This is a genomic window from Acidibrevibacterium sp., assembly GCF_049965395.1.
GTDB classification, from domain to species: domain Bacteria; phylum Pseudomonadota; class Alphaproteobacteria; order Acetobacterales; family Acetobacteraceae; genus Acidibrevibacterium; species Acidibrevibacterium fodinaquatile.
In genome coordinates, this window is sequence record NZ_JBMFWJ010000088.1 from 1 (window position 1) to 4,339 (window position 4,339).

Annotated in this window: 5 protein-coding genes and 1 pseudogene; all 6 read left to right on the forward strand. The window is 60.2% G+C overall.

The features are described 5' to 3' along the window. Window positions 1-225, forward strand: a pseudogene (locus ACP5M5_RS14330) (hypothetical protein); the annotation flags it as partial. After that, window positions 222-962 carry a P-type conjugative transfer protein TrbJ gene (gene trbJ, locus ACP5M5_RS14335; protein ID WP_427938477.1) on the forward strand — a complete coding sequence of 247 codons (741 nt, stop codon included), beginning with the start codon at window positions 222-224 and terminating at the stop codon, window positions 960-962. The pseudogene ACP5M5_RS14330 and the gene trbJ, both read left to right, overlap by 4 nt. Beyond that, window positions 959-1,354, forward strand: coding sequence for a putative entry exclusion protein TrbK-alt (gene trbK-alt / locus ACP5M5_RS14340; RefSeq protein ID WP_427938479.1), 396 nt, complete (start codon window positions 959-961; stop codon window positions 1,352-1,354). Before trbJ ends, trbK-alt begins: the two co-directional genes overlap by 4 nt. 3 nt (window positions 1,355-1,357) lie before the next feature. Next, window positions 1,358-2,695: a P-type conjugative transfer protein TrbL gene (gene trbL / locus ACP5M5_RS14345; RefSeq protein ID WP_427938481.1), complete on the forward strand. Its 1,338-nt coding sequence runs from the start codon at window positions 1,358-1,360 to the stop codon at window positions 2,693-2,695. A gap of 2 nt (window positions 2,696-2,697) precedes the next feature. Then, a complete protein-coding gene (gene trbF, locus ACP5M5_RS14350; protein WP_427938483.1) occupies window positions 2,698-3,378 on the forward strand; it encodes a conjugal transfer protein TrbF in 681 nt (226 codons plus the stop codon). Then, on the forward strand, window positions 3,378-4,339 hold a 962-nt coding region (gene trbG, locus ACP5M5_RS14355), incomplete at its 3' end, for a P-type conjugative transfer protein TrbG (RefSeq protein WP_427938485.1). The genes trbF and trbG, both read left to right, overlap by 1 nt.

Sequence of the window (4,339 nt, forward strand, 5' to 3'; positions counted from 1 at the left end):
GGCAACCGGCTCTTCGACCTCGGCCTATCCGAAGTCGCGCTTTCTTTCTGCGCCGCCTCATCCAAGAGCGATCAAGCCGCCATCACCGAATTTTGCGCCACCCATGGCCGCGAGGGATTCGCGGATGCGTGGCTGCGCGCCAAAGGGCTGCATTGGGCGGCATCGATGCTGACCGATTTTGGCTCTCCGTCAAAATCGGCTTGTCCGCGGGAGCAAAAATCATGAAATGGAGCCGAGCCCTGATCGGAGTGATCTGTGCTACGGCGCTTTGCGTTGGCGATTTTGCACCACCAGCGCGGGCACAATGGATTGTGTTTGATCCAACCAATTACAGCCAGAATGTTCTCACCGCCGCGCGCGAACTGCAGCAGGTCAATAACGAGATCGCCAGCCTGCAGAACGAAGCGCGCATGCTCATCAACCAAGCCCGCAACCTCGCGAGCCTGCCATACTCCTCGCTCGCCGAGCTGGAGCAAACCATCAACCAAACCCAGCAATTGCTCGCGCAGGCACAGAACATTGGCTACGACGTCTCCACCATCAACCAGGCTTTTGCCCAGACCTATCCGCAAGCCTATTCCAGTGCGACATCCTCGCAGCAATTGCTCGCCGATGCCCACACGCGTTGGGAAAATGCGTTGGCAGGCTATCAGGATGCGATGCGGGTGCAGGCCGGTGTGGTGCAGAATCTCAACGCCACCAGCACCCAGGTTGATGCGTTGGTCTCTTCCAGCCAAGCCGCTACCGGCGCACTGCAGGCCGCGCAATCGGGTAACCAGCTCCTGGCGCTTCAAACCACCCAGCTTTCCCAATTGACCGCCGTCATGGCCTCAATGGCCCGTGCTGAAAGCTTACAAGCGGCGATGCATATCGAGAGCAAAGAGCAGGCCCAGCAGCAGCTTTCGCGGTTCCTGAATTATGGGCCGAGCTACCAACCCCAGACCGTTCATATGTTCCCATGATCGCCCGTTATCGAGGAGCAAAAAAACGATGGGCGCGCGGGGCAGCTTATGCGTTAGTCGCGGGCGCAATTACTTTCGTAGCCTTGCAATTCCAGCAGCGAGAAAAAGCGCATAAGCTTTTTCGCTCCGTTACCGCGCAGGGATCGAACAATCTCTCCGCCGAGTTGGCGCATTGTCAGGCCATTGGCATGGCGGCGGCCCAAAACCGGCAATGCCTCGCCGCCTGGAAGACGGAGCAAAACCATTTTTTCTCTTATCGGGCAGTTCGCTCCGGTGCGACCACCGCCGCCACGTCCGCAACCTCCACAGCCAACATCACCAAGACTTCTGATTTGCCCAAGGTATCCGTAACGGGCGCAAAAACCGCTCCGCCAAAATCCGAAGCGCCGTAAGCCATGGGCGGCACCGGCATCATCGACCGTTTTCTCGCGGTCTTCACCCAGTATATCAATTCCGGCTTCGGGTTGGTGCAGGGCGATGTGCATTGGCTCGCCGGCATCCTGATCGCCATCGATATCACGCTCGCGGGGTTGTTCTGGACCCTTGCACCTGATGAGGACATTCTCGCCCGGCTGATCAAGAAGACGCTCTATATCGGCGTATTCGCCTTCATCATCGGCAATTTCAATAATCTCGCCGCAATTATTTTTCATTCGTTCGCCGGGCTCGGTCTCGAGGCAGGCGGGAACACGCTCACGTCGGCCCAGCTTCTGCAGCCGGGCCGTGTTGCCCAGGTTGGCATTACCGCAGGCATGCCCATTCTGGCCTCGATTGCTGGGTTGATGGGCTATGTCAGCTTTTTCGATAATTTCATCCAGATCACCATTTTGCTCCTCGCATGGCTGATCGTGGTGCTGAGTTTTTTCATCATGGCGATCCAGCTCTTTGTCAGCCTGATCGAATTCAAGCTGACCACGCTCGCGGGTTTTGTCCTGGTGCCGTTTGGCCTGTTCGGACGCACTGCCTTTCTGGCGGAAAAAGTGCTTGGCAACGTCGTTTCCAGCGGCGTCAAAATTCTGGTTCTTGCCGTGATCCTCGGCATTGGTTCGACGGTGTTTGGTCAGCTCACGACAGGCATCAGCAATTCACCGACGATCGCCGATGCCTTGACCCTGATCCTCGCCTCACTTTCGCTGCTGGCCTTGTCGATCTTCGGCCCAGGCATCGCCAATGGCCTGATCGCAGGCGGGCCACAGCTCGGCGCAGGCGCTGCCGTGGGCACCGGCCTCGCCGTTGCCGGTGTCGGTGCTGCCGGCGTCGGTCTCGCTGCCGCCGGTCTTGGCGCTGTGGGCGTGGCAGGCAGCACGGTTGCAGGAGCTGCGCGTGGCGGTGCAGCCCTCGCCGGGGCGACCACCACCGCCTACAGCGCGGGCGGCCTGTCCGGCGTTGTCGGTGCAGCTGGCTCAGCCGCGATCAGCCCACTCCGTCGCGCGGCCAACAGCATGCGTGAGAGTTTTGCAAGCGGCGGACGCGCCGTCACCGCGATGCGTTCGGGTGGATCGGGCGGAACAGGAGGATCATCTGGATCAGGGGGCTCAGCCGCTGCAACAGGTTCCGGCGCCAGCGCAAGAAACGGGGCAGCAGCAAATAACGGCGCTTCCAACCCGCCGGCCTGGGCCAAACGCATGAGGCGGAGCGAACAAATAAATCGTGGTGCTTCAGCCGCCAACCACGCCATCCGCTCGGGTGATTCGCCCTCCAGCGGCAGCGGCGTTGATCTCTCCGAGGAGTAAAAATGTTCCGACGCCCGACCGTGCGCTATGGCAAAACACCCGAACCCGAGACGCCCTATCAGCGCGCCGGTCAAGTCTGGGACGAGCGCATAGGCTCCGCGCGCGTTCAGGCAAAAAACTGGCGGCTCGCTTTCTTCGGCATGTTGATCATGAGCGCGGGGCTGGCGGGCGGTCTGGTTTGGCAATCCGCGCAGGGCACCATCACGCCCTGGGTGGTGCAGGTCGATAAGCTCGGCCGCGCCCAAGCCATCGGCCCAGCCACCGCCGCCTACCAACCGACCGATCCGCAGATCGCCTGGTATCTCGCCCATTTTATCACCGAAGTGCGCAGCATCCCGGACGACCCTATCGTGCTCCGCCAAAACTGGCTCGATGCCTATCACTACGTGACAGACAAAGGTGCCCTTGCGCTCAGCACCTATGCCCGAGCCAGCAAGCCGTTTTCCAAGGTGGGGCACAAACAGGTTTCGGTCTCGGTGGTGAGCGTGATCCGTGCCTCCCAAAACAGCTTCCGGGTGGTCTGGGTGGAAAGCCACTATGCCGATGACGCGCTGACCTCCACCCAGCGCTGGAGCGCGATCCTCACCATTACGCTCCGCCAGCCGACGACCGCGACCCAACTCCGCAACAATCCGCTCGGCATCTACATCACCGCCCTCAACTGGTCCAAGGAGTTTGACTGATGCGTTCCATCCGTTTTGCTCTCGTTTTTGTTCCATTGATGCTCGCCGCCTGTTCCGCGCCGCGCTGGAAACCACCCGAGATCACCTATAATTCCGTGCCCAAACAAGCGGTCTTGCAGCCAAACCCGCCTAAACCGGTGCGCATCGTCGAGCTGCCCAAACTGCTTCCGCTCCCATGCCAACTCAAACCGATTGGAGGCGCACAAAACTCTGGATCGGCGCGAGCGCAAGAACCGGCCAATCCCCGTCTGCGCGTCGATGAGGGCAACGCGGCGGCCCGCGTGCAGCCAGCCCGGCGCGACTATATCAATGCCATCCAGGTCTATCCCTGGGCCAAGGGCGCGCTCTACCAAGTCTATGCGGCGCCGGGCGAGATTACCGATCTTGCGCTCCAGCGCGGCGAAACCCTAACGGGCTCAGGTCCAGTTGCCGCTGGTGATACCATTCGTTGGATTATCGGCGACACCGAGAGCGGCACCGGCGCAAAACGCCGCGTTCATATTCTGGTCAAACCGACCCAAGCGGGCCTGAACACCAATCTGGTAATCAACACCGACCGTCGCACCTATCATATCGAGCTTCACTCCGATCCAAAAACCTATATGGCGGCGGTGTCCTGGACCTATCCGGAGGATGAACTCTTCGCACTCCGTCGCCAGAACCAAGCGAGCGAAACTGCAGCGCCAATTATCGCTGGCGTAAACATCAACGCGCTGAATTTTCGGTATCGGATCGAGGGCGCACATCCGCCCTGGCGACCAATCCGCGCCTTCGATGACGGGCGACAAGTATTTATCGAATTTCCGCCAGGCATTTCTGCGGGAGACATGCCGCCGCTATGGGTGATTGGCGCGCAAGGCGGCGCGGAACTGGTCAATTACCGCGTGGAGCAAAATTACATGGTCGTTGATCGATTGTTCGCGGCGGCTGAATTGCGCCTTGGTGCCAAACACCAGCAGAT

Bases quoted from the DNA above. Each gene is read 5' to 3' on its own strand.
- trbJ (WP_427938477.1), top strand. From the start codon at position 222: ATGAAATGGAGCCGAGCCCTGATCGGAGTGATCTGTGCTACGGCGCTT.
- trbK-alt (WP_427938479.1), top strand. From the start codon at position 959: ATGATCGCCCGTTATCGAGGAGCAAAAAAACGATGGGCGCGCGGGGCA.
- trbL (WP_427938481.1), top strand. From the start codon at position 1,358: ATGGGCGGCACCGGCATCATCGACCGTTTTCTCGCGGTCTTCACCCAG.
- trbF (WP_427938483.1), top strand. From the start codon at position 2,698: ATGTTCCGACGCCCGACCGTGCGCTATGGCAAAACACCCGAACCCGAG.